Source organism: Streptomyces sp. NPDC050732, from assembly GCF_040654255.1.
GTDB lineage: Bacteria > Actinomycetota > Actinomycetes > Streptomycetales > Streptomycetaceae > Streptomyces.
Window position 1 is genome coordinate 1 of sequence record NZ_JBFAHP010000006.1, and the last position, 24,042, is coordinate 24,042.

The 24,042-nt window shown below is 69.2% G+C and carries 16 protein-coding genes and 2 pseudogenes; 9 read left to right on the forward strand and 9 right to left on the reverse strand.

The window, feature by feature from the left end; all coding sequences use genetic code 11:
- Positions 1 to 397, reverse strand: a pseudogene (locus tag AB0H82_RS06975) (IS5 family transposase); the annotation flags it as partial.
- A 347-nt stretch (positions 398 to 744) separates the two neighbouring features.
- Between AB0H82_RS06975 and AB0H82_RS06980 the strand changes: the two are divergent.
- Positions 745 to 1,302 carry a DUF5994 family protein gene (locus AB0H82_RS06980; protein ID WP_362989668.1) on the forward strand — a complete coding sequence of 186 codons (558 nt, stop codon included), beginning with the start codon at positions 745 to 747 and terminating at the stop codon, positions 1,300 to 1,302.
- Positions 1,303 to 2,190: 888 nt separating this feature from the next.
- Here the strand turns inward: AB0H82_RS06980 and AB0H82_RS06985 are convergent.
- Positions 2,191 to 2,559 carry a hypothetical protein gene (locus AB0H82_RS06985; protein WP_362989670.1) on the reverse strand — a complete coding sequence of 123 codons (369 nt, stop codon included), beginning with the start codon at positions 2,557 to 2,559 and terminating at the stop codon, positions 2,191 to 2,193.
- A gap of 350 nt (positions 2,560 to 2,909) precedes the next feature.
- On the opposite strand from AB0H82_RS06985, the gene AB0H82_RS06990 reads away from it, so the two are divergent.
- The gene (locus tag AB0H82_RS06990; RefSeq protein WP_362989672.1) at positions 2,910 to 3,650 is read left to right on the forward strand and encodes an alpha/beta hydrolase; all 741 of its coding nucleotides are present in this window, start codon (positions 2,910 to 2,912) and stop codon (positions 3,648 to 3,650) included.
- 593 nt (positions 3,651 to 4,243) lie between these two features.
- On the opposite strand, the gene AB0H82_RS06995 is transcribed toward AB0H82_RS06990, so the two are convergent.
- The 5 genes from AB0H82_RS06995 to AB0H82_RS07015 form a co-directional block, all read right to left on the reverse strand.
- Positions 4,244 to 5,518 (reverse strand): MFS transporter, encoded by a 1,275-nt coding sequence (locus tag AB0H82_RS06995; RefSeq protein WP_362989674.1) that lies wholly within the window; start codon positions 5,516 to 5,518, stop codon positions 4,244 to 4,246.
- Positions 5,519 to 5,602: 84 nt separating this feature from the next.
- Entirely contained in the window at positions 5,603 to 6,133 is a 531-nt protein-coding gene (locus AB0H82_RS07000) for a carboxymuconolactone decarboxylase family protein (RefSeq protein WP_362989676.1), read from the reverse strand.
- A 60-nt stretch (positions 6,134 to 6,193) separates the two neighbouring features.
- Entirely contained in the window at positions 6,194 to 7,072 is an 879-nt protein-coding gene (locus tag AB0H82_RS07005; RefSeq protein WP_362989678.1) for a hypothetical protein, read from the reverse strand.
- 944 nt (positions 7,073 to 8,016) lie between these two features.
- A complete protein-coding gene (locus tag AB0H82_RS07010; RefSeq protein ID WP_362989680.1) occupies positions 8,017 to 9,459 on the reverse strand; it encodes an MFS transporter in 1,443 nt (480 codons plus the stop codon).
- Positions 9,460 to 10,339: 880 nt separating this feature from the next.
- Positions 10,340 to 10,927: a DUF6461 domain-containing protein gene (locus AB0H82_RS07015; RefSeq protein WP_362989682.1), complete on the reverse strand. Its 588-nt coding sequence runs from the start codon at positions 10,925 to 10,927 to the stop codon at positions 10,340 to 10,342.
- Positions 10,928 to 11,471: 544 nt separating this feature from the next.
- Here AB0H82_RS07015 and AB0H82_RS07020 point away from each other — a divergent pair.
- From AB0H82_RS07020 to AB0H82_RS07035, 4 genes are all read left to right on the forward strand, one after another.
- Positions 11,472 to 13,298, forward strand: coding sequence for an endo-1,4-beta-xylanase (locus tag AB0H82_RS07020; RefSeq protein WP_362989684.1), 1,827 nt, complete (start codon positions 11,472 to 11,474; stop codon positions 13,296 to 13,298).
- Between the two features lie 160 nt (positions 13,299 to 13,458).
- Positions 13,459 to 16,218, forward strand: a complete 2,760-nt coding sequence (locus AB0H82_RS07025; protein ID WP_362989686.1) for a glycoside hydrolase family 48 protein — start codon at positions 13,459 to 13,461, stop codon at positions 16,216 to 16,218.
- The gene (locus AB0H82_RS07030; RefSeq protein ID WP_362989688.1) at positions 16,215 to 17,747 is read left to right on the forward strand and encodes a cellulose binding domain-containing protein; all 1,533 of its coding nucleotides are present in this window, start codon (positions 16,215 to 16,217) and stop codon (positions 17,745 to 17,747) included. The genes AB0H82_RS07025 and AB0H82_RS07030 overlap by 4 nt, the downstream gene beginning before the upstream one ends.
- A 115-nt stretch (positions 17,748 to 17,862) precedes the next feature.
- Positions 17,863 to 19,917, forward strand: a complete 2,055-nt coding sequence (locus AB0H82_RS07035) for a glycoside hydrolase family 6 protein (protein WP_362990048.1) — start codon at positions 17,863 to 17,865, stop codon at positions 19,915 to 19,917.
- A 597-nt stretch (positions 19,918 to 20,514) separates the two neighbouring features.
- Here AB0H82_RS07035 and AB0H82_RS07040 read toward each other — a convergent pair.
- Both AB0H82_RS07040 and AB0H82_RS07045 read right to left on the reverse strand, forming a co-directional pair.
- A complete protein-coding gene (locus tag AB0H82_RS07040) occupies positions 20,515 to 21,180 on the reverse strand; it encodes a hypothetical protein (RefSeq protein ID WP_362989689.1) in 666 nt (221 codons plus the stop codon).
- Positions 21,181 to 21,396: 216 nt separating this feature from the next.
- Positions 21,397 to 22,863 (reverse strand): cellulase family glycosylhydrolase, encoded by a 1,467-nt coding sequence (locus tag AB0H82_RS07045; RefSeq protein ID WP_362990050.1) that lies wholly within the window; start codon positions 22,861 to 22,863, stop codon positions 21,397 to 21,399.
- A 107-nt stretch (positions 22,864 to 22,970) separates the two neighbouring features.
- Here AB0H82_RS07045 and AB0H82_RS07050 point away from each other — a divergent pair, with 107 nt between their 5' ends.
- From AB0H82_RS07050 to AB0H82_RS07060, 3 genes and pseudogenes are all read left to right on the forward strand, one after another.
- Positions 22,971 to 23,450 (forward strand): hypothetical protein, encoded by a 480-nt coding sequence (locus AB0H82_RS07050; protein WP_362989691.1) that lies wholly within the window; start codon positions 22,971 to 22,973, stop codon positions 23,448 to 23,450.
- Positions 23,447 to 23,608 carry a BBE domain-containing protein gene (locus tag AB0H82_RS07055; RefSeq protein ID WP_362989693.1) on the forward strand — a complete coding sequence of 54 codons (162 nt, stop codon included), beginning with the start codon at positions 23,447 to 23,449 and terminating at the stop codon, positions 23,606 to 23,608. Before AB0H82_RS07050 ends, AB0H82_RS07055 begins: the two co-directional genes overlap by 4 nt.
- Before the next feature lie 223 nt (positions 23,609 to 23,831).
- Positions 23,832 to 23,927 (forward strand): annotated as a pseudogene (locus tag AB0H82_RS07060) (IS5/IS1182 family transposase); the annotation flags it as partial.
- Positions 23,928 to 24,042 lie beyond the last annotated feature (115 nt).

The window sequence follows — 24,042 nt, forward strand, 5'->3', positions numbered from 1 at the left end:
CCCGGCCGCGCACGGTCGACCGGGCTGGGCCCACTTTTGGGCCTCGCCGAGCAGCCCGCACGTGCGAGGAATCGATCACCGCCCGCGACCAGTCCAGCTGGTCGGCCGACCGCAGCTTCTTCAGCAGCGCGACGTGTAGCTGGTCCCAGACGCCGGCCTCGTTCCAGGCGGCCAGTCGCCGCCAGCAGGTCATGCCCGAGCCGAATCCCAGCTCCTGCGGCAGGTACTCCCATTGGATACCGGTGTAGAGAACGAACAAGATCCCGCACAACGCCTGCCGGTCCGGCACCCGCGGTCTGCCTTCTACCTTCTTCGGACCTGGCTTCGGCAGCAACGGCCTGATCAGCGACCACAGTTCGTCCGACACGATCCACGGCCGCGACTGACGGATTCCCATACCCACACCTACGTACAGACGAGCCGTCAGTCTCATGATCAGCAGCTTTTGTTAGAGCCAGTAAGCCGGGCGCTTTCCGTCGTACGCGGTCCGTCCTGACCGGCCCTTACGACCACGGCCCCCTAGAACTTGCCGATCACCAAGGAGTTGCCGGGGCGGAACTCGTTGATGCCCTATGCGCATCCTGGACGAGACTGGCGGCGCCGGATCGGCCACCGGCCTCCAGCGCAGGAGTACGGTGGATGTACCAGGGGCACTTCGTACTCCGGCATCCACGCGGGTCTCGTCCTCGGTGAACAACGGCAACGGGGACGACCACCGTGTCGCTCCGAAGACGGGTTCGCGTCATGACTGCGACCACCACACTCACCCGCATCACCCGCCCCCCTGTGCCTCCCGCCGCCCGGGTGGCCCTGCGGTCCCCGACAGGCCGCGGGCTGCTCGACGGCGCCTGGTGGCCCCGTTCGCGCGACCTGACCGCCGAACTTCCCGCTCTGGCGGACGTACTCGACCCCCTGTGGGGCCGCATCACCCGCATCGCCGTCAACCCGATGCTCTGGCCCGTCGTCCCTCGCAAGGTGACCCTCCACGACCACGTACTCAAGATCGGTTGGTTCACCCCCGAACTGGACCCGCACAAAGTGCTGTTGCTCTCTTATGGGACCGGCCGCTGGGACCTCTTGGTGATCCCGCCCGAAACGGATTCCGCGAGCGCCACGCGACTCATGGCCGCCGCCGGCGACCCGAACGGACCTCCGCTGACCGCCACTGCTCTCGTCGCCGCCGAGATCGCACGCCACCTCGACGCCACGCACGACGACCTCCCACTGAGCGCACAGGAGGCGTGGGAGTGCGAGGGCGGCGCGACCGTCACCCGCACCCGCCCCACGGCCGTAGGGCGGTGACCAGCGTCGACACCGCACTCACGGCAACCGCCTTCCTGCTCCTGATCGCCGCCCATGCATACGTGACCCACCGCCTCAACGCACAGCACGCCGAAAGGATCGCCTTGCGCACCTACAGCCGCACACTGCCCGGGAGTCTCACCCCCGGCACACCCAAGGTTGGGGACGCGCCGCCTCATCAGCCACCCCCGGCGGTCTCCCCGGCCGATCGGCACGACCATCGCAATGGGGGCCGCGGCAGGTTCCCCGCGCGCCGCCGCCGCGCCCGCACCTCGCACAAGCGACCCCGCTGAGCCAGACCTCGTCACAGACGCCGCGACGGTAATGGGATCGGTCAGTCGTGGGTACGGGTGTGCCATTGGCTGACGCGCAGGAGGCACGGATCGAGCCATTGCTTCCGGACCGGTGACCGAAGCGGGGTGGCGCTGACGGGATCACCGTGAGGTGATGATCGCGCCATCGCCTACAAGTTCCAGACCTGCCCCTCCCTGACGCACCCCACGCAGAGAGGGAACCCAACCGTGCCCTACTGGCCCAACCGCCCTGCTGGCCAAAGGCGTTACGGGCCGCCCGTTCCTGGCTAACCCCTGCCACTACCCCCATCCGGTGGTGAGCCGGACGGACAAGGACCGTCCCACCGAACTCCAGGCCCTCATCGACGCGGTCACCACCGGACACGGCATTGACATCTACTGCCGGATTCAGAGGGCGTTTTCTCCCAATGTTTCGTCCCGGGTCGGGGCTTTGTCGAGGTATCAGAGTCTCGCCAGGTCGGGGTGGATTCTATGGTGAGCCGGCGGGCCATCAGGGCGACTATCGCGAGATAGATCATGGCGGCGGAGCGGGTCGGTAGGGCCATGTAGTCGCAGGTCAGACGGCGGTGGAACATCAGCCGGCCGAGCGTTCTTTCCACCGCCCACCTGCGCGGGAGCACGCTGAACCGGCGGGTGCCGGGGTGCGGCGGACGATGCCGAGGTCTACGCCGAGGCGGGCCGCGTGGTCGACGAGGCATTCGCGATAGCTGCGGTCTGCCCAGCCCTTGCGGAGGGTGGGGTGGGTCGCCGCGATCCGGTTGAGCCGGGCCTCACCGGCTGTGGAGTCGTCAACGCCCTGTTCCGTGCCGGGCATGTTGGTGGAGGTCTTGACGCTCTGCGCGTCGAGCACCATCGCAGTCGGCTCCGGTGTGCGGCCCTCGCCCTCGCGCACCCGGCGCCGCAGCAGGGCGTTGAGCTGCTCGAAGATGCCGTTCCTACCCACCCAACTCCCCACCCACACGCCAGAATTCACAGTTCCTGCACCCGGTCACCGCCTGCCACTCCTTCGTCGACGCCGCCGGCCGGACCACACCAGGTCTGCGCGACCGGATGCAACTCGGCCTCCCTGGGCGTGCCGCAGATCGGTCGGCTGCTGGAAACCGCCACGGAGACTCCGCAGAAACCCGTTGGCGGACGAGGACGACCACTGCTACGTTTCCGGCGGCCGTGCGAGAGATCGAGGAGGTGGTACCCGTGAACGCAGTATCGACATGGGTGCTCCCCTCCGGGGTCACGGTCGGGCGATAGGTCGTCCGGGAGCGCCGTTCAAGCGCACTCCCGAAAGGCACGACCATGGCCCTTCACTTCACTTCCGAAAAACGCGTCGACGACGGCGTCCTCGAACGCGAATTCACCCTCGGTGAGATCCCCGGCATCCTGTGGACGCCCGCATCCGCATCCGTACCGGCGCCGCTGATCCTGCTCGGCCACCCCCCGCTCGGACTGCACAAGATGTACCCCCGACTGGTGCCCCGAGCCCGGGCCTGCTCAGCGGTCGGCTTCGCCACGGCCACCATCGAGCTCCCCGGAAGCGGCGACCGGCCCCGTTGGCCCGCCGCCGAGGAAGCCCGCGCTGACCTGCGCCGGGCGATGGAGGCCGGCGAGCCGGTCAGCGACGAGATCATCGACGCCCTCATCCTCCCGCTGGTCGACAAGGCGGTTCCGGAATGGCAGGCCGCCCTGGACGCCCTCCTGTCGCTGCCTGAGATCGGCGGCCCGGTCGGGTACTCGGGGGGAGTGATCTCCATCGGGACCCGGCTGGCGGTGGTCGAGCCGCGGATCTCGGCCGCCGTTCTGTTCGCCGGGAGTTTCGTCCCCCGGGCCATGTTCGAGGAGGCCCGCCAGGTCACCATTCCGCTGCACGTCCTGCTGCAGTGGGACGACGAAGGGAACGACCGGCAGGCAGCCCTGGACCTGTTCGACTCCTTCGGCTCCAAGGAGAAGACCCTGCACGCCAACATGGGCGGGCACACCGGCGTCCCGCAGTCCGCAGGCGACGAAGCGGGCCGATTTCTTGCCCGGCACCTGAAGTGAGGCCGGGCCGTCGAATCTACAGCGTGCGGTAGCTGAGGTCGGTCGGCATGCCGCTCATCGAGGACAGGTGCCGGCCCTCCGCAGCTCTCTGCGCTGTGGGCCCCTGCTGAATTCTCGGCAGGGGCCCGTGCTGCCTCAAGCCACGCACTGTTCGATTTCTGTAGAGCTCCGAGTGCTGACCAGTCTGCTGGCCCCCGGTGGCAGTCGGCGGTGAGCCAGAACCTTGGTCAACCTGTGCACTCAGGCGGGTCAGGTAGGTCTTGGCGGTGGCGACGGTGATGGCGCACGGTTGCGTGAGTGCCAATCGGGCAACGCACTGTCATTTGCGCCCGCTCGGAATGACGGCGGGGGCGCTTTGTGATGCTGCTGTAAGTTCCGCATCGTATTGTCCACAGGCATCGCCCTGGTCTTCGGTTTCCGTTCCCTCCCCATCGGATGTCCATAGCTAATCGCCCTACCGTTATGTCCATTTCCCGTTCGATCTCGCACGAGAAGGCCGTGGCCGCCACCCGCGCGAAGCGGGACGGCGGCCACGGTCTTCTCTGTGTCCGGCCAGCAGCGCGTGCCGTGCAGGGCGCCGGCAGTATGGCGCTTCACGCGGCCTTGGACAGGGTGGACCGGTCCGTGCTTGCCGCATGCCGGGTGGGCATCACCGGGCTGGTCGTGGCTCCTTGACCGTCGTGGCGCGGCCACAGGAGGTGGGCGCCGGTCGCTCCGGCCGCGGCGAGGACCGCGAGGACGGACCAGGCAGTGGTGAGGCCCGCGTTCGTGCCGAGCCGGCCCGCGACGGGGTAGGTGATCAGCCAGGCCAGGTGGGAGAGGGAGAACTGGGCCGCGAATGCCTCGGGAATCGCGTTGCGTGCGGCGGAGGCGCGCAGGACCTTGCCGGTCGGCGTGATGATCAGTGCCATGCCGACGCCGGTCACGGTCCAGATGATCGCCGTGGCGGTCCAGGTGGCCAGGCCGGTCGCGATGAGCGTCACCGCGGCGGTCGTGGCGCCGACGAGGACCGCGGCGCCGGTCATCATGACGGTGCGGGCGGCGATCCGGTCGAGGACGCGGGGCAGTGCGAGGGCGGCGACGAGGGTTCCGGTGCCGGAGGCGGCGAACATCCAGGCGACGTCGGACTGCGTACCGCCGAGCTCGTCGCGGACGTGGTTGACGGTGTTGACGACGACGATCGATCCGGCCGCCGCGACCACCAGGTTGAGCGCCATGACGCCGCGCAGCCGCGGGGTCCTGAGGAAGGTCCTGATGCCGGATGCCACCTTGTCCCAGGCCTTGGTGTGGGTGCTGGGGCGGGCGTCCGGGATGCGCGTCGACAGGACGAGCAGGGCGGAGACGAGGTAGGCGACGGAGGTGCCGAGGAACAGCCGGTCGAAGCTCATGAGGGTGAGGGCGACGGCGGCGAGTACGGGGCTGAGCAGGCTCTCCATGGTGGAGGCGACCTGGGAGGCGGACAGGGCCCGCGTGTAGGCGGACTCGTCGGTGACGATGTCGGGGATGACGGCCTGGAAGGTCGGGGTGAAGGCCGCGGATCCGGCCTGGAGCAGGCCGATCAGTACGTAGATGTGCCAGACCTCGGTGACCAGCGGCAGCGCGAGGACCACCGCGCCGCGGATCACGTCGAGGAGGACCAGGAGGGTTCTTCGGGGGAGCCGGTCGGCGTACGCGGCGGCCGGCGGGGCGATGACCACGTACATGACCATCTTGATGGTGAGGGCGGTGCCGAGGACGAGGCCGGCGCGCGGTCCCGCGAGGTCGTAGGCGAGGAGTCCGAGGGCCACGGTGGTCAGTCCGGTGCCGAACAGGGCGATGACCTGGGCGCCGAACAGGTGGCGGTAGTCGCGGATGGCGAACAGTCGCATGACGGGTTCCTTCCGTGTCCATGCGGTGGGGCACGGCCCCGGGGCGGAGGCCGTGCCCCGCGCGTACAGGCGGGGGTGTCTTGGCTAGGCATCGGTGTCGCCTCCGTGGGTGAGGCCCGCGAGGAGGTTGAAGGCGCCGGTGAGGATGTTGAGCGCGACGACGCCGGGCACATCGGCGATCGCGCGGTCGCTGTAGCCGTGCTCGCGCAGTGCGGTGACCTGTTCGTCGGTGATCGACGTCGGCTCGCGGTAGACCTGGAGGGCGAGGGTGAGGATCGCCGCAGCGGCGGGATCGGCCGAGGTGCCCGCGTGGGCCCGCTCGATCTCCTCCTCGTCGACGTCCAGGGCGCGGGCGGCACTCACGTGCGCTGCGAGGCAGAGCCCGCAACCCTGCAGGGCCTGGACGGCGATGGAGATCCGTTCGCTGATCCTGCGGTCGAGCTTGGCTCGTCCCATGGCCCTGCTGAGCTGGAGGTAGCCGCCCAGTACGGCCGGCGAGTGCGCCATCGTGGAGACCATGTCGCCGATCTGGCCATGGCGGGAGACCAGGTCCGCGAGGAGGTCGCGCGAGGCGCCGACCGCCGTGTCAGGCGTGAGTCGCGTCAAGCGGGGCATGACGCTCCTTCCGGTGTGGTCGACCAGTGGTGGTCGGTCAGTAGTGATCGACGTGGTCGGTCAGTGGTGGGCGTGGTGGCCCTGGTGTGCGTGGTGCACGTGGTCGTCGTGGGTCCCGTGTTCGGGCGCCGCCTCGCCGGTCCGCACCGTGAACTCGGCCGTCCGGACGACGCCGCCGTGCTGGAAGTCCAGGAACAGGCGGTAGGTGCCCGCCGTGGGCGCAACCGCCATGAAGGCGATGTCGGGGCCCGGCGCGGTGACGCCGTCGCCGGGCTCGCCCTCCGGGTGGACGTGGAGGTAGCCCAGGTCGCCGACGCGCAGGGCCACCAGGTGCCCGTACGCGGCCAGGTAGGGCTGGAGATCGGTGACGGGGCGGCCGTCCTTGCTGACGGTGAGGGTCAGCTCGCTTGCCTCGCCGGGCAGGAGCTTGCCGTCGAGCGCGACGGTGTAGGCGCCGATCCGTGCGATCCCGGTGGCCTCGGGGAGCGGCCGGGGGTCGTAGTGCCCGGCGACCGCCGCGTCGATCCCCAGCGTCATGGTCCCGTCGTGTCCTGCCGGGTGGATGTCGGCGAAGAACCTCCAGTCCCCCGGCTCCAGGGCGAGCTCGACGCTCCAGGTTCCCTTCTCGTCCCGCACCGGGTGCACATGCTGGAACCCGGCCGTGTCGCGCCGTACGGCGATGAAGTGCAGCTCCTTCTCGTGCTCGGGCACGAACTCGGTCACTGGCCACCCGTCGGGGCCGATCACCCGGAAGCTGACCTGCTGCACACCGGCGGTGCGGATCGTCGAGTCGAGCTCGACGGTGTAGCCGTTCGCCGAGACCGAGAGGCCGCCGGGCTGAGCTCCGCCATGAGCGCCGTGAGCACTGTGGTCGGCGTGACCACCGTGGCCGCCGTGTGCGCTGTGGTCGGTCTGGCCGTGGTCCGCGTGGTTCGTCATGACGTCTCCCAGGGTGTATGGCGCCTTCCGGCACCGTTCCGCTCCGTCCAACGATCAGAACCATATACCCCCGGGGGGTATATGGCGAGCCTCCGTGGTGGAAATCTCGTGACGAGCTCGCCGAGATCCATCACGTGGATCACGTGGGGCCACCCGCCTGCCGACCCGTGGCGCCGGCGCGTCAACACGTCTGCCCGGGCAGTGGATGCCACAGCCGGGCGGCGTGAACGGGTCAGCGCACCTGCCGACGCACGAGAGGGAAACCGGCACCGCCCGCGCGCATGCGGGCGCACGCGTCCGCACCAGGGGAAAGACGAGCACGTCGAGCAGAACGTCATCGCCCGCCTCGTGCGCTCGACGCCGTATCGGTAGTGACGGCCCACCCGGCCAGGACCCCGTGAGTAAATGCCCGAGTGCTACTGCCTCTTGTGCCAGATGAACGCCCGCCACGGCCGGGCCTGCCGCAGCAGCCAGGCCGGCACTGATGGGCGCTCCAGGTCCTCCATCACGGCGTCGTCACCACGTCACCCCGGGAAGATGGGCGGTTCACCGAGCGAAGGCAACCCCCCAGCCACTGGTGAGCGATCCAGTCAGAGCAGGAACACACAGGGCGACACGGCGGCATGCGCCTGCCGCGATCCCAACCCCTCCGAAGGCGCCCTCACCATTGACAGCATCCTCGCCGACTCTCAGCGCACCCCGAACAACACCGCGCTCCTCGCGTCAACTTCACCAGCCCCGCCTCTTGCCGCAGCCGGGACGACGGACGCGCAGCTGCCGAGGTCGGAATGCCGTGCGACTGCCGAGTCCTGTCACTTGAGTACGTGACCGGCGACCAACTCGGCTGTGCATTCGACAGCAGAAAGGGGCCGCCTCAATGTCCGGTGAGACATCGAGTGGCCCCTGTGAAGAGTGTCGCGTGCGGCCGACAGGCAGCCCACCGGCTACACGCCGATCTGCTCACCCCTGGACTGTGGTGCGTCGGCCTGCTGCACGGTGGCCGCAGCCTTGTCGCCACGCATCAGGAGGAGCGTGGCGAGGCCCCCTGTCGCAGCGATTGCGGCAGCGCCCAGGAACGCGGCGCTGAAGCCGTCGGTGAGCGCCGGCAGGTTGTCCAACTGTCCCGCGCCCTGCGACGCGGCAAGAGCGGTCAGGGCTGCCAGGCCGAGGGCCGAGCCGACCTGGTAGGTGGTGTTCACGATCCCGGAGGCCAGGCCCGCCTGCTCCTGCGGGGCGCCGGACATGGCAGCCATCATCGCCGGGATGTACGCCAGCGACATGCCGAGGGCCGCGACCAGCGAGGCGGGCAGAACGTCGACCGCGAACGAACCGGTCGGCCCGACGGCCGACAGCCACAGCAGACCTGCCGCAAGGACAAGCAATCCGCCACCGATCAGCCGCTTGGCGCCGAACTTCGCGAGCAGCTTCGCGGTGATCGCCGTCATGAAGATCATCAGGAGCACAGTCATCGGAAGCAGCGCCGCGCCGGAGGCGAATGCCCCGTAGCCGAGCACCTGCTGCAGATACAGGTTGAGGAAGTACCACATCGGGATCCATGCGGCACCGAGCAGCGCCATCGCGAGGTTGGCGGACCCGAGGCGCGGCACCCGCCAGATGCCGAGCGGCATCAGCGGCTGACCCACAGACTTCTGGATGACGAAGAACAGGACCAGTAGAGCGGCGGCGCCCACGAGCTGGAGAACAGTGGCGCTGGACCCCCAGCCGACGTCCTCCGCACGGACGATGGCGAAGACGGCGAGAGCGAGACCTGCGGTGACGGATGCGGCACCGATCACGTCCACTCGGCCCCGGCGGGGCTCGACGGCGGGCAGCAGTTTGGTTGCCGCGAGGGTGGCGACGCCGATCGGGACGTAGATGATGAAGATCCATGGCCAGCTGAGCCACTCGGTGAACACACCGCCCAGGAACACTCCCGCCGTGCCGCCGGCGGGGGCCGCAGCGCCATAGAGCGCCATCGCCTTGCCCAGTTCCTTCGCGTCATGGGCGAAGAGAACCATCAGCAGCGTCATGGCGGCAGGTGCGATCAGCGCGCCGCCCACGCCCTGCACCGCGCGACCCACGACCTCGACCCAGGCGGTCTGCGCGGCCGCGGCGACGACGGAGCCCGCCATCAGGACGACCCACCCCGTGTTGAACACCTTGCGGGCGCCCAGGAGGTCGGAGAGTCGGCCGCCGAGCAGCAGGAGACCACCGAAGGCGATGACATAGGCATTGAAGACCCACTGCAACTCGCCCTGCGAGAAGCCGAGTTCACGCCGCATCTCGGGAAGGGCCACTCCGATGATGCTGGTATCCATGATCACCATGAACTGGGCGGTGGCGAGCACGAGCAGCGCCCACCAGCGCCTCGGGTTGACCGTTGGCATGATTCCATCCCCTTGTTCAGGTACCCCGTAGGGGTATCTCCGAGCGCGAAGGTAGCATACCCCTAGGGGGTATACAACAGACCTGGGCGTGTGCCTTCCTTACGCCTCAGTTCGGCAGTCAGGCCCCGCCCGATGCCCGGCCCAGCAGCAGAGTTCGAACCGCGGGCTTCGGCCCGAACGCGGTCGATTTGCGGGGCATCAACACTCCCTGGGCCGCGAGGTCCCAGACGGCACCCTCAACCGTGCGCGGCAGGAGAACCGCCGTACCTCCACCGACGACGGCCACCTCTTCGATGGCTCGACCGACGGGTGGCACATGGCGTATCGCGCCAGGCAGGTCTGGCACCGAGAAGGTTCGGCGCGTGGAGGGAGAGGGGCGACGGGGGACCTCGGGCACTCGGTCTGGCACCCGACGCACGGGAGCGGCTGCAACGTCTGATCACCGAAGGGCAGCAACCGCTCGGTGACACACACGGCGAGAGCCATACTCGCCTGAAGGCGGAGCAGCGACGCCAGAAGACGTCCGGCGAAGACAGAAGGCTGAATTGCCCTGGTGCGCCGTCGAAGCCGGCATAGCAAAAGCACACGGCCCGGCCACCAAAGGCCAAACGGGCAACGGACAACGGACCGACCTCAGCCCAGCCAGGATGTGCGCCAGCTGCTGATCGCAGTTGCACAAGCCGCTGGCACCACCCACTGGCTCCTGCTGGCCGGCGGAAAGAACTTCCCTCCCTCCCCCAGGAAATGCGTCTCAAGCTCCTGTCACAGATCGAGGACCGCTCGGGAAGCGACAGTCCACTTCTCTCTGCCCTGGTAATGGCCCCCGACGGGGGTGTTGAGGATCCGGCAATGCCTCCCAGGCTTGTCTCGAAGAAGGCTGCTACCAGGACTGCACACAAGCCCGCTGAGGCGGGCTGAGGAGCCAGGGCGCCGCTCCGCAGAACGCCAGCACCTGGCGTTGTTGTGCGTGTGCCGACAGTTCCTCGTCCGCCCCCAGCATGTCGTCGATCGAGTCTTGTGGCGGGATGACTCCGGCGGCTTCGAGGTCGGGACGCAGCAGATCGGGCTGGGCTCCGGCGGGGTCGTGGTCGGCGCCCAGTTCGAAGTGCAGCTGTACCTCGCCGTTGGCGTGGTAGCTGAAGAAGGCGGGCGGGTCGTCCGGGCGCGGATCGAAGATCAGTATCTCGGCGCCACGGGACACGCTCGGGTCCAGAGCCCAGCCTTCGCTGCCTCCGCTCTCCACGACGAACGACCAGTCCCCGGCCTGGCCGATGCGCCCCACGCAGTAGACCTGTGTCATGTCGACCAGGCTGGATGCTTCATCGAGGGTCACGGCCGATCGGACCTCTACGGGCTCGTGATCCGCCATGCGCTCAGCCAGGTGCTGCGGGCTGAGGCCACGAGCGCAGGTGATGTACAGGCCCCTGGCGTTCCATGCATCGGCGATCCACTCAATGCTGTCGGGCATGGCCACTCTCTCTCTTTCGGGGATGTGCGGCCGGCGCGGGCACAACGGCTGAGGGCGCCCCCGCCGGCGTTCAGCCACCCAGGGCTTGGGAACCGTGCAGGCCACGGTCGCCTTGGATGGAAGTGGAGTTGATCCAGCCGGACATGGCGGAGCGGCCGTACTTCTCTTTCCAGGGCGGAGCCGCCATGCGGACATATCGTCGTACGGGTGCCCTTCGCCCTGCTTGACCCGGGTGGCATAGGTCTGCACGCAGTCGTTGCCCGTGTCGACCTCGTTCATGCCGCCCAGCCGTCAGGGCAGATCACGGCAGGCAAAACCCGAGCTGTCGTCATTTTCTTCAGTTGCTCCGCAAGTTTCGACCCAACTCCTTGACAGGTGCACCCCACTACAGCACTTTGGGAGCGCTCCCACACCTTCAAGACTTGCACTATCTGCCACCGGAGTCGCGAGGAGGAGGCCGAGCGCCGTGACCGGTTGGACCCCCGTCGCAGGGCTTCGGTGACACCCGAGCATCCCCCTCCCGCATTCGGAGAGAGGAACCAGCATGTCGCCGGCGCCCATAACCCCCGCCCGAAGACGGGCGTCTCGGAGCATCGCCGCCCTGATCGCCACCCTCGCCCTCGCGGCGGCCGCGATCGGGCTCACGCCGTCGCCGGCGTCCGCGGCCGAGCCGCCGACGCTGCATCAGCTCGCCGACGCCAAGGGCAGGTACTTCGGCTCGGCGACCGACAACGGGGAACTGTCCGACGCCCCGTACACCCAGATCCTGGGCTCCCAGTTCGGGCCGATCACCCCCGGCAACTCCATGAAGTGGGACAGCACCGAGCGCACCCAGGGGCAGTTCAGCTTCTCGGGCGGTGACCAGGTCGTGGACTTCGCCCGGGCACACGGCCAGAGCGTTCGTGGGCACACCTTGGTGTGGCACAGCCAGTTGCCCGGCTGGGTGGGGCAGCTGCCCGCCGCGCAGGTGCGCCCCGCCATGGAGAACCACATCGCCGAGGTCGCCGGCCACTACCGCGGCAAGGTGTTCGCCTGGGACGTCGTCAACGAGCCCTTCAACGAGGACGGCAGCTTCCGCGACTCGCCGTTCCACCACGCCATGGGCAAGGATTTCATCGCCCACGCCCTGCGCGCGGCCCGGGCCGCCGACCCCGACGCCAAGCTGTACATCAACGACTACAACGTCGAGGGGATCGGCGCGAAGAGCGATGCCCTCTACGCCCTCGCCCGCGATCTGAAGACGGCAGGCGTGCCGCTCGACGGTGTCGGGCTGCAGGCGCATCTGGCGATCCAGTACGGATTCCCGAACCAGATGCAGCAGAACATCCAGCGCTTCGCCGACCTCGGCCTCGACGTGGCCATCACCGAGCTCGACGTGCGGATGCAGTTGCCGAAGGACTCGGCGAAGGAGGCCACCCAGGCCGACTACTACCGCCGGGTCACCGAGGCCTGCCTGGCCGTCACCCGGTGCGTCGGGATCACGGTCTGGGACTACACCGACAAGTACTCCTGGATCCCCGGCGTCTTCGACGGCGAGGGCTCGGCCCTCCCGTGGGACGGGAATCTGCAGCCCAAGCCCGTCGTCATGGACGCGATCCGCGAGGCCCTCGGCGACACCGGCGCGGTCGACACCCGGGCCCCGAGTGTGCCGTCGGAGCTGCGGGTGAGCGGCACCACCTCGGCCTCCGTCTCCTTGGCGTGGAACGCCGCCACCGACGACACCGGCGTCACCGGGTACGACGTCTTCCGCGGGGGCTCGAAGGTGGGGACGGCCTCCGGTACGTCCTTCACCGACAGCGGGCTCGCCGCCTCCACCGCGTACGCCTACACGGTGCGGGCCCGCGACGCCGCCGGGAACGTCTCGGCGCAGTCCGCCCCGGTGAGCGCGACGACGCAGCCCGCGGGCACGGGCGACGGCGCCCTGAAGGTCCAGTACAAGAACAACGACCAGTCCGCCGGCGACAACTCGATCAAGCCCGGACTGCAGCTGGTCAACACCGGTGACTCGGCCGTCGATCTCTCCAAGGTGACCGTCCGCTACTACTTCAGCAGCGGGTCCGGCGCCACGACGTACAGCACCTGGTGCGACTGGGCGGTGCTCGGCTGCGGGAAGCTCACGCACCGGGTCGTCGCGATGAGCAGCCCGAAGGCCGGCGCCGACCACTACCTGGAGGTGGGCTTCACCGCCACGGCGGGCAGCCTCTCCCCCGGGGCGTCGAGCGGCGAGGCGCAACTGCGGTTCCACAAGAGCGACTGGTCGAACTTCAGCGAGGCCGACGACTACAGCCGCGGTACGAACACCTCCTTCGCGGATGCGCCGAAGATCACCGTCCACCTCGACGGCCGGACGGTCTACGGCACCACCCCCTGAACCCCGGTCCGGGCGGCCGGCCCCGCCCGCCCGGACCGTTCCGGCGGCACCACCACCACTCCCACCCGGACCCCCTCCTGGAGGACCTGTGTCCGCACAACCCGAAATGCCCGAAAGATCCGAAAGATCCGCGTTACTCTCCCGGCGTTCCTTCGTCGGCGTGACCGGCGGCGCGCTCGTCGCCCTCGGCGCCGGGCAGGCGTTCGCCCGGGCTGCCGACGCCCCGACCAAGTCCGCCGCACAGGCGGCCGGCGCCGCCGACGGCCCCTACACGGAGGCCTTCCTCACCCAATACAACAAGATCAAGAGCCCGGACAGCGGCTACTTCAGCCCGGACGGCATCCCCTACCACTGTGCCGAGACCCTGATCGTCGAGGCTCCCGACCACGGCCACCAGACGACCTCCGAGGCGTTCAGCTTCTGGATCTGGCTGGAGGCGGCGTACGGCCGGGTCACCGGCGACTGGGCCCCGTTCAACAAGTCCTGGGAAGTCGCCGAGGCCTCGATCATCCCGCCGCACATCGACCAGCCCACCAACGACTCGTACACCCCCTCCAAGCCCGCCACCTACGCGCCCGAGCACCCGCAGGTCACCAGTTACCCGTCCGAGCTGAACTCCTCCGTCGCCGTCGGTTCCGACCCCATCGCCGCCGAACTCGCCTCCGCGTACGGGACGATGGACGTCTACGGCATGCACTGGCTGATGGACCTCGACAACGTCTACGGCTTCGGCAACAAGCCCGGCACCGGCGACGAGCTCGGCCCCGGCAAGATGGCGTCGTTCATCAACAGCTACCAGCGCGGCGCGCAGGAGTCCGTCTGGGAGACCATCCCGCAGCCCAGCACCGACCTCTTCAAGTACGGCGGCCCCAACGGCTACCTCGACCTCTTCGTCAAGGACTCCTCGTACGCGAAGCAGTGGAAGTACACCAACGCCCCCGACGCCGACGCGCGCGCCGTGCAGGCCGCCTACTGGGCGCTGACGTGGGCGACGGCGCAGGGCAAGGCGAGCCAGGTCTCCGCCTCCGTGGCCAAGGCCGCGAAGATGGGCGACTACCTGCGCTACTCGATGTTCGACAAGTACTTCAAGAAAATCGGCGACTGCACCAGCCCGACCGGCTGCCAACCCGCCTCCGGTCGCGATGCCCAGCACTACCTGCTGTCCTGGTACTACGCCTGGGGCGGCTCCGCGGGCACCGGCGGCGGCTGGGCCTGGCGCATCGGCGACGGCATCGCCCACCAGGGCTACCAGAACCCCCTCGCCGCCTGGGCGCTGTCCACCATCCCCGCCCTCACCCCCAAGTCGCCGACAGCGAAGGGAGATTGGCAGAAGTCGCTCACCCGGCAGCTGGAGTTCCTGCGCTGGCTGCAGTCCTCCGAGGGCGGGCTCGCCGGCGGCTGTTCCAACAGCTGGGACGGCCAGTACGGCACCCCGCCGGCCGGCACACCGACCTTCTACGGCATGGCGTACGACTGGCAGCCCGTCTACCACGACCCGCCGAGCAACAACTGGTTCGGCTTCCAGGTCTGGTGCATGGAGCGCGTCGCCCAGTACTACTACGTCACCAACAACGCGACCGCCAAGGCAGTTCTCGACAAGTGGGTGGCCTGGGCCTCCGAGGAGACCACCGTAGGCGCCGACGGCAGCTACCGCTTCCCCGCCACCCTGCGCTGGACCGGCGCACCCGACACCTGGAGCGCCACGAACCCCGGCGCCAACACCGGCCTGCACGTGTCGGTCGTCGACTACGGCGACGACGTCGGCGTGGGCGCGGCGCTGTCCATGACGCTGATCTATTACGCGGCGAAGTCCGGGAACGTCGACGCCGCCGGACTCGCCAAGTCCCTGCTCGACGCCATGGCCGAGCACGCCGACGCCAAGGGCATTGCCGTCCCCGAGACCCGCCGCGACTACGACCGCTTCGACGACCCGGTGTACTTCCCGGCGGGCTGGTCCGGCACCTCCCCGCAGGGCGTGAAGCTGGGCTCCGGCACGACCTTCATCGGGATGCGGCCGTGGCTCAAGCAGGAGCCGGGCTGGTCGAAGGTGCAGACGTACCTCGACGGCGGCGCCCCGCCGGTCTTCACGTACCACCGCTTCTGGGCGCAGGCGGCGCTGGCGCTCTCCTTCGCCTCGTACGCCGAGCTCCTCGGCGACGAGGGCGGGCCCGGCGGCGGTGACACCACCGCGCCGACCGTCCCGACCGGCCTGACGGTGACGGCGACGACCGGCACCAGCGTGTCGCTGAGCTGGACGGCGTCCACCGACGACACCGGCGTCGCGGCGTATGACGTCTACCGCGACGGCACCCCGGTCGGCACCCCGACCGCGACCACCTACACCGACACCGGGCTCTCCGCCTCCACCGCATACCGCTACCGGGTCGCCGCCCGCGACGCCGCGGGCAACGCCTCCGCACTGTCCGCCGAGGTCACCGGCACCACCAAGGCCGGCGGTGGTACGGGCGGGGCCAAGGTCCAGTACAAGAGCACCGATTCCAACGCCACCGACAACGCCATCCGTATGTCCCTGAAGGTCGGCAACACCGGCGGCGGCGCGCTCAGCCTCTCCACGGTGACCGTCCGCTACTACTTCACCGGCGACGGCGGCCCGTCCACGTACAGCACCTGGTGCGACTGGGCGATGCTCGGCGCCGCCAACATCACCCATCGGGTGGTCGCCATGAGCAGCCCGAAGACCGGCGCGGACCACTACCTGGAGGTCGGTTTCAGCGCCGGCGCGGGCAGCGTCGCCGCGGGCGGCGACTCCGGCGAGATACAGCTGCGCGTGCACAAGAGCAACTGGTCGAACTTCAACGAGGCCGACGACTACAGCCGCGGCACCAACACGTCGTTCGCCGACGCCTCCAAGATCTCCGCGTATGTCGGCGGCGAGCTCGTCTGGGGGACGGCGCCGTGACGGACCGACACCTGCGCGGCGCCCTCGCCGCCACCGCCGCGGGCATCCTGCTCGCCGGGCTCGCGCTGTTCACCGGCGCGAGCCCGGCGGCGGCCGCGCCGGTCACCGACTGCACCCAGTGGGGCACCACGGAACTGCAGGACGGCGCGTACACGTACCAGCAGAACGAGTGGAACTCCTCGGCCCGCCAGTGCGTCAGCGTGGACACCGCGACCGGCGCCTGGAAGCTGACCGAGGCGAACTTCTCGCTCACCACGGCGGGGCCGCCCGCCACCTACCCGTCCAGCTACAAGGGCTGCCACTGGGGCGCGTGCACGACGAACAGCGGCCTGCCGATCCGGGTGAGCGAGCTGGGCAGCGCCCGGTCGACGTTCGACACCACGCAGGTCTCCTCCGGTGCCTGGAACGCCGCGTACGACCTGTGGTTCAACTCCACGCCCACCACCGACGACCAGCCGGACGGCACCGAGTTGATGATCTGGATCAACCACCGCGGCGGCGTCCAGCCCATCGGCTCCCGTACGGCGACGATCACCGCGGACGGCCGGACGTGGGACGTGTGGACCGGTCCCGGCGCGTCCGGGTGGAAGGTCATCTCGTACGTGTTGCAGGGCGGCGCCACCGCGGTGGCCGACCTCGACGTGAAGCGCCTCGTCGACGACGCCACCGCGCGCGGCCAGATCAACCCCGCGCACTACCTGATCGACGCCGAGGCCGGCTTCGAGATTTGGCAGGGCGGCCAGGGTCTTGGCGTGAACTCCTTCTCGTTCGACGCCCGCAAGGGCTCGGGCGGCGGGGACACCACGCCGCCGACCGCGCCCCGCAACCTGCGGTCCACCGGGACGAGTTCGTCGTCCGCCTCGCTGGCCTGGGATCCCGCCACGGATGACATCGGCGTCACGTCGTACGACGTCTACCGCGGCGGCACACGCGTCGGCTCCACCGGCGGCACGACGTACACCGATACCGGACTGACGGCGTCCACCGCGTACAGCTACACCGTGCGCGCCCGGGACGCGGCCGGGAATGTCTCGCCGCCCACCGGTCCGGTGAGCGTCACCACTGAGCCCGGCGGCGGGACCGGCACCGGCAATCTGAAGGTGCAGTACAAGACGAGCGATACGAGCGTCACGGACAACGCCATCGGGATGAACCTGCAGTTGGTCAACACCGGCAGCAGTACGCAGAGTCTGAAGGACGTCGAGATCCGCTACTGGTTCGACGACTCGGCCTCCTCCTACACCACCTGGTGCGACTGGGCGCAGATCGGCTGCTCGAACCTCACCCACTCGGTGTCGACGAACGGCACCACCACCGGAGCCAACCGCTACCTGAAAGTCAACGTCACCGGCGGCACACTCACCGCGGGCGCCTCCACCGGCGACATCCAACTACGGCTGCACCGAGCCGACTGGTCGAACCTCAACGAGACCGACGACTACAGCCACGGCACCGCCAGCGCGTACACGGACGCACCAAAGATCGGCGTCTACTCCGGCGGCCAACTCCTGTGGGGCACCGCGCCCTGATCACCACCCGGACACCCTTATCCGAGAGGAACACCAAGCAACGATGAACACCACCATGCACCTCAGACGCAAGAGCCGCTTCAGGAGGCTCGCGGCGCTGCTGCCGGCGCTCGCCATGGGCGCCACGCTCAGCGTCGCGCTGCCCACCGCACCGGCCTCGGCGGCCGCGGCGGCCCGCGTCGACAACCCGTACGTGGGCGCCAAGCCGTACGTCAACCCCGACTGGTCCGCCAAGGCGAAGGCCGAGCCCGGCGGCTCCGTCATCGCCGACCAGCCCAGCTTCGTATGGATGGACCGGATCGCCGCGATCACCGGCACCTCCAACGGCCGTGGCCTGCGCGCCCACCTCGACACCGCGCTGACGCAGGGCGCCACGCTCTTCCAGGTCGTCATCTACGACCTGCCGGGCCGCGACTGCGCCGCGCTCGCCTCCAACGGCGAGCTGAAGGCGGAGGAGCTCGGCCGGTACAAGTCGGAGTACATCGACCCGATCGCGGAGATCCTCGCCGACCCGAAGTACGCGGCACTGCGGATCTCCGCGCTGATCGAGCCGGACTCGCTGCCCAACATGGTCACCAACGCGGGCAGCTCGGCCGGCTCCACGGAGGCCTGCCGGCACGTGAAGGAGCTGGGGTCGTACCAGAAGGGCGTCGGCTACGCGCTGAACAAGCTCGGCGACATACCCAACGTCTACAACTACATCGACGCGGGACACCACGGCTGGCTCGGCTGGGACACCAACTTCGACCCGGCGGTGGACGAGTTCAAGAAGGCCGCCACCTCCGAGGGCGCGACGGTCGACGACGTCGCAGGCTTCATCGTCAACACCGCCAACTACGGTGCGCTGAAGGAGCCGAACTTCAAGGTCACCGACTCGGTGAACGGCACCACCGTGCGCCAGGCCAAGTGGGTCGACTGGAACTACTACGTCGACGAGCTGTCCTTCGCCCAGGCGCTGCGCGACCGCCTGGTCAGCCGCGGCGGCTTCAACCCCGGCCTCGGCATGCTCATCGACACCGCCCGCAACGGCTGGGGCGGCACCGCACGACCCACCGGGCCCGGCCCGCAGACCTCCGTCGACTCCTACGTCGACGGAGGCAGGGTGGACCGCCGCATCCACACCGGCAACTGGTGCAACCAGCAGGGAGCCGGAGTCGGCGAACGCCCGCGGACCGCGCCCGAGCCGGGCATCGACGCGTACGTGTGGGCCAAGCCCCCGGGCGAGTCGGACGGCAACAGCCAGCCCATCGACAACGACGAGGGCAAGGGCTTCGACCGGATGTGCGACCCGACCTATGAGGGCAACGCACGCAACGGCAACAATCCCACCGGTGCCATGCCCAACGCCCCGCTGGCCGGCCGCTGGTTCTCCGCACAGTTCCAGATGCTGCTGACCAACGCCTACCCGCCGCTGAACGGCGGCGGCGACCCGGGCCCCGACACCGAGGCGCCGAGCGTCCCGGCGGGGCTGAAGACGACGGGCGCCACCTCGTCGTCGGTGTCACTGTCCTGGACCGCCTCGACGGACAACGTGGGCGTCGCGTCGTACGACGTGTACCGCAACGGGACCCTCGTCGGCTCCACCGGCGGCACGACGTACACCGACAGCTCTCTGACCGCCTCCACCACCTACCAGTACAAGGTGCGGGCGCGGGACGCCGCCGGGAACGCCTCGGCCCAGTCCGCGCAGGTCACCGGCACGACGACTTCGGGGGGTGGGCCGGGCACCGGCCACCTGAAGGTGCAGTACAAGACGAGCAATACGAGCGTCACGGACAACGCCGTCGGGATGAACCTGCAGTTGGTCAACACCGGCAGCAGTACGCAGAGTCTGAAGGACGTCGAGATCCGCTACTGGTTCGACGACTCGGCCTCCTCGTACACCACCTGGTGCGACTGGGCGCAGATCGGCTGCTCGAACCTCACCCACTCGGTGTCGACGAACGGCACGACCACCGGGGCCAACCGTTACCTGAAGGTCAACGTCACCGGCGGCACCCTCGCCGCAGGCGCCTCGACCGGCGACATCCAACTACGGCTGCACCGAGCCGACTGGTCGAACCTCAACGAGACCGACGACTACAGCCACGGCACCGCCAGCGCATACACCGACGCACCAAAGATCGGCGTCTACTCCGGCGGCCAACTCCTGTGGGGCACCGCACCGTAAGCCGGTAACCCGCAAGGCCTGACGCACGTATGGCACGACGCGCCCCCGGTGCCCTTCCGCCCCGGGGGCGCGAGGACGGCCGGGCTGCGCGTACCGCGCGCGGGCGCAGGACGTGGACGCGGCCCATCCGTGCGATCACCTCCGCGGAGGTGATCGCCGGTAACGTCGTCCGTGTGGCCATCAGCGAAGACCCCGGCTATGCCCGACATGGCCTGGGCCGTGTCGTGGAGCTGCCCGCGCCAACTCCCGCTCTCCGAAGGCCTCCTTGGGGCAGCTGACGACTGCCCTGGCCACCATGACACCGGCAGCGGACGGCCATGCGCTGTGGCGGGTGGCCCTCCTAGCGCGTCCCCAGCGACTGCTGCGCCGTCGCAGTGTCGGCGTGGTCGTCCAGGTCGACGGCTACGTGCGCATCTGGTCCAAGGGAGCCCGCCTCTGGATCTTCTCCAAACTGAACTTCACCACCGTCGATGGGCGGAATAACGAAGTCGACCGTCCACCGGCCGAGCGCAGCCGCTCGACGGGGAAGAACACCATCGCTGTCCTGGTCCGCGTCACGGAGCAGGCGGGCCGCTCTCGTGGCCGCCTCCCGCGGTGTCAGCGGACCGTCACCGTGAAGACGGGCGACAGGGTGGAGCCGCTCTTCATGCGCAGCTCGTTCTTGCCCTTCAGGCCGAGCTTGACGCGCAGGCTGTATGCGCCGGACTTGTCGACGGTCGTGGAGGCGGGCAGCGTCTTCCACGTGCCGCGCTGCTTCTGCTGCAGGCCGACCTTGGTGCCCCCCGTGATGCCGGTGGCCTTGCCACTGACGCGCAGCTCCTGCCATGCCTTCACGGAGGCCGCCGAAGGCTTGGCTGTCAGCGCGGGCTTCACCGCGGCGGTCGGGCTGTTCTTCTGGGTACCGAGGCTCTTGCCGGTCGCGACGTCCCAGACGGCGTACGGCGTGCCACCGCCCTGCGTCTTGCTGTACAGGCGCTTGCCGTCGGCGCTCAGGTGCAGGTAAATGCCGTCGTTGACCGTCTGGCCCGGCTTGAGGACCTTGCCGTTGTAGTACGGCTTGCCGTCCTTCACGGTGACGGTGACGCCGGCACCGATATCGATCTTCACGGGCTTGGCGGCGACGACACGCTGTACAGCAGTGCGCTGCTCAGCGGTGGGCGTGTTCGCCAGCGCGGCCGCGGCCGGGGCCAGGAGCGCCGTACCGACGAGGACCGAAACGGCGGCGGTACGCAGGGCGCTGCGGCGGTGGGTGGTGGTACGCATAACGTGGTTCCCCTTCACGGTCATGGATCTTTCGCACGCACGGCACAGCTCCGCCGGCCGGGCGGCGCCCACGCCGGGAGCTGTCCTGTTCACTCTCGCCATCCATGCTGTGCGGCGAGTACGCAATCAACCTAGTTGACCCGCCATAACGGATAACCGCAGATCATGTAACAGTGCCCCATAGATCACCGAATGGTCTGCCAACAGGGCAGCGTCTCAGCCCCGGCGGCCGGAGCCCGGCCGCACCGTCACCTGCACCTCGGTTCCGTCGGACGCCCACACGCGCACCTGTCGTGCCTGCCCGGGCGGCACACTTCGGGCGCTGGGGTGTGCCGTGCGGCCCGACACCTCGATCCGCCAGCCGGTGGTGTTCGGCGGCAGGGACAGCACGGTGGTGCCGGGACGGCGAGTCGCCCGGTAGGTGAGGCGGTACGTCGCGCGGGCCGGGTCGTGGGTGTCGGCGCGCACGGTGCCCGCGACCGCCGGGGCGTACGGCGTGACAGTGCGCTCCTTGTTCGTACGGAAGCGGCCGTCGCGGTCGAGGGCGCAGTAGCCGCCGCCGTAGCACCAGACGTAGGCGGCCCAGCCCGAGGAGTAGCGGGTGAAGGAGGCGAGCGCGTCGTCGTGGAAGCGGCGCATGTTCGGCAGGCCGCTGTTCAGCGGGCCCCACTCTCCCACCACGACGGGAACCGAGTGCTCGCGCGGGTATGCGGTGACGGCGTTCTCGTACGCCGTGATCCAGCCGGCCGCCGGGTCGTAATCGGCGCCCGCCTCCATCGCGGTGTTGTAGAAGTGCGGGGCGTAGACGACGCGTTCGTCGGGGATGCGGCCCAGGCCGGTGGGCACGCCTTCGCCGACGATCGGGGTCGGCTCGATGAACAGGTGGTTCGAGCGGTCCCGGGTGCTGATGGCGGCGGCCAGGCGGCGGTACATCGGGGTGAGCTGCGTCGCTTCGATGCGGCGTGCGGCAGTCGCCAGGTCCTCGCCCGCGCGCAGTTCCCCCATCGGCTCGTTGATCAGGTCGTAGCCGAACACCGCGTGGTGCCCGCCGAAGCGGTCCGCCAGCAGGCGCCACATGCGAGCCTGCGCGCGCCGTAGGTCCGCGTCCTCGTAGAGATGGGTGAAGGCGCGCTGGACGGCGGGTTCGAAGTACTCGGCGAACCAGTCGTCGGGGTGCGGGGTGAACGGCAGCCCGTCGGTCCGTGTCGCCCACGCCGGGATCCCACGGTGGCCGAACGCGGGCCCGAACACATCCTGGTGGGCGTCGATGACGACGTGGACGCCGTGCTCGTGCGCCCAGTCGAGGATGCGCCGGATCTTGCGCAGGTACGACTCGCTGTAGTGCCCGCGCCGCGGCTCCAGGTCGTCCCAGAAGACCAGCAGGCGGGCGAAGTTGAAGCCGTGGGCCCGCAAGTCGGCGAAGTGCCGCTCGGTGATCGCGCTGAGGGCGTCCGGACCGTGGTGGATCTTGTCCTCGACGTTCCAGCCGCGCAGGGTGAGTGTGCGTCCGCGGGCGTCAGTGAGGCGAGGTATGCCGTCGGCGGTGGGGTCGGTTGCGGACCTGCTGCCGGAAGTGGCCCCCGTGACGGCGCCGGAAGCGGTGCCGGGGCGCCCACTCTCCACTGTCCCCGATGCGGCCGGAGCCAGGCCCGCACCGAGCAGGGCGGTGGCGATCAGGGCGATCAGGGCCACTGGGCCGAGGTGCTGTCGCGTGAAACGCTTGCCTATGACGGACCTCCGGCTCTCGGGGGCGCGCGGTCACGTCCATGTGTCCGCTCGGCACGCACCGTATGTATCAGGAACCGCGTGCACAGGCCAGCGAAGTGACGACGCGGGCGGCCGGGAATCACCGGGGCGGGAAGCTCGTCGAATTCGCGGGCCACCGGCTGCGGCTCCTCATGGAGCAAGTCCGCGTAGGCGTCCATCCCCCTGGGGCCGAGGACCGTACCGAGGACAGTGACGAAAGAGTGGTCCGGGTCAGGGAGCTCAGCTGTCTCGTCCACGGAGGCGACGCGGAGGGGAAGATCGGCCGTGGCCGTTCTGCCCATGAGGACGCCGACCTCGGCGCGGGCGTGCTGCAGACGTTCGATGGTGGCGGCCAACTCCTGGTCGACGAGAGCCCGCAGATCACGCGGGTCCGGGTCGGAACCCGGGCCGTCACGCATCTCCGCGATCTGGGAGAGGGAGAACCCCAGAGCGGCGAGGCCTGCGCTGGCTGGAAGAGCTTTACTCGGCGCTCGAACCGTTCTCATTGCCGGGCGGCTACGTGAATTTCCTGGGGCCGGAGACTCCCGACCAGGTCGCGAACTCCTACGGGGCGAACGCCCAGCGCCTGCTGGCCGTGAAGTCTGCGTTCGACCCGGATTCCGTCTTCGCCGCCACCCCGCTCCCCTTCGGGAGGGCCGACACCGACTCCACGCCTGTCTGAGGCGAAGGCGGCATCGCCACTCTTCGCGTCGGTGGCATCCTCACCGTCCGGCACCGCCGCATCGCCTGTATCACCACGGCCTGGCTCCTCCACCACCAGGCCTCCGAGTTGGGCACGGTCGGGACGGACACTCGGCCACCACTACGGGCCCTCGCTTTAGCCCTTATCGCAACCGCCGGGTTCATTACTCGGGAAGTGAACGTCGACGTCGACTCCACGAGCCATTCGCGTGCCCCGACTCGGCGCGGGTCGTCCTCGCGTCCGTCCGCTCCGGGTGCGGGGTGACCCGACCTACTCATCCCGGGCCAACCGCGCCTATCGCACCACCAACTCAACGACCTCGACCTGTACTTCAGGTCCCGCTGACGTCTCTGCCCATGCGGGCTTGACAGGTTCGGGAACGCGCAGAACACTAACGCCGTTAGATTTTATAA

Coding starts and splice junctions, on each gene's coding strand:
- AB0H82_RS06990 (WP_362989672.1), top strand. CDS start 2,910: ATGGCCCTTCACTTCACTTCCGAAAAACGCGTCGACGACGGCGTCCTC.
- AB0H82_RS07040 (WP_362989689.1), bottom strand. CDS start 21,180: ATGCGTACCACCACCCACCGCCGCAGCGCCCTGCGTACCGCCGCCGTT.
- AB0H82_RS06995 (WP_362989674.1), bottom strand. CDS start 5,518: ATGCGACTGTTCGCCATCCGCGACTACCGCCACCTGTTCGGCGCCCAG.
- AB0H82_RS07000 (WP_362989676.1), bottom strand. CDS start 6,133: ATGCCCCGCTTGACGCGACTCACGCCTGACACGGCGGTCGGCGCCTCG.
- AB0H82_RS07050 (WP_362989691.1), top strand. CDS start 22,971: ATGTATCAGGAACCGCGTGCACAGGCCAGCGAAGTGACGACGCGGGCG.
- AB0H82_RS07035 (WP_362990048.1), top strand. CDS start 17,863: ATGGGCGCCACGCTCAGCGTCGCGCTGCCCACCGCACCGGCCTCGGCG.
- AB0H82_RS07005 (WP_362989678.1), bottom strand. CDS start 7,072: ATGACGAACCACGCGGACCACGGCCAGACCGACCACAGCGCACACGGC.
- AB0H82_RS06980 (WP_362989668.1), top strand. CDS start 745: ATGACTGCGACCACCACACTCACCCGCATCACCCGCCCCCCTGTGCCT.
- AB0H82_RS07020 (WP_362989684.1), top strand. CDS start 11,472: ATGTCGCCGGCGCCCATAACCCCCGCCCGAAGACGGGCGTCTCGGAGC.
- AB0H82_RS07010 (WP_362989680.1), bottom strand. CDS start 9,459: ATGCCAACGGTCAACCCGAGGCGCTGGTGGGCGCTGCTCGTGCTCGCC.
- AB0H82_RS07015 (WP_362989682.1), bottom strand. CDS start 10,927: ATGCCCGACAGCATTGAGTGGATCGCCGATGCATGGAACGCCAGGGGC.